This is a genomic window from Mesorhizobium sp. M7A.F.Ca.ET.027.03.2.1, from assembly GCF_003999175.1.
Classification (GTDB): domain Bacteria; phylum Pseudomonadota; class Alphaproteobacteria; order Rhizobiales; family Rhizobiaceae; genus Mesorhizobium.
In genome coordinates this window covers 1-472 of the sequence record NZ_RZOM01001880.1, presented here as the reverse complement: position 1 = coordinate 472, position 472 = coordinate 1, and the positions used below count along the sequence as shown (strand labels likewise).

The 472-nt window shown below is 60.2% G+C and carries 1 protein-coding gene; it reads left to right on the top strand.

All coding sequences use genetic code 11. From position 1 onward, the window contains the following. Positions 1 to 472, top strand: a 472-nt coding sequence (locus tag EN750_RS38575; RefSeq protein WP_145968403.1) for an ATPase, T2SS/T4P/T4SS family, incomplete at both ends; no start/stop codon positions are given.

Below are 472 nucleotides of genomic sequence, written 5' to 3'. Positions count from 1 at the left end.
AGATCAATCTTGTCGCGCTGGAGCGTTTGCCGAAGGATGAGATGCGCCGGCAAGTGCATGATTTCGTGTCGGAAAAGACCAAGCAGGAGCGGATGGCGATCAACACCGTCGAGCTTGACGCGCTGGTCGACGACATCGTCGACGAGATGGTCGGCCTCGGTCCGCTCGAGCCGCTGCTCAAGGACCCGGACATCAACGATATCCTGATCAACGGCCACATGAACTGCTTTGTCGAAAAGAAGGGCAAGCTGCAGCCGGTCCACATTCCGTTCAAGGACGAGGCGCATCTCCTGCGCATCGTCAACAAGATCGTCGCCGCGGTTGGTCGCCGCGTCGACGAATCGCAGCCGATGGTCGATGCCCGCATGCTGGACGGCTCGCGCTTCAACGCGGCCATCCGCCCGGTTGCGGTCGATGGGCCGCTGGTGTCGATCCGAAAATTCTCCAAGAACAAGCTCGGCCTGCACAAACT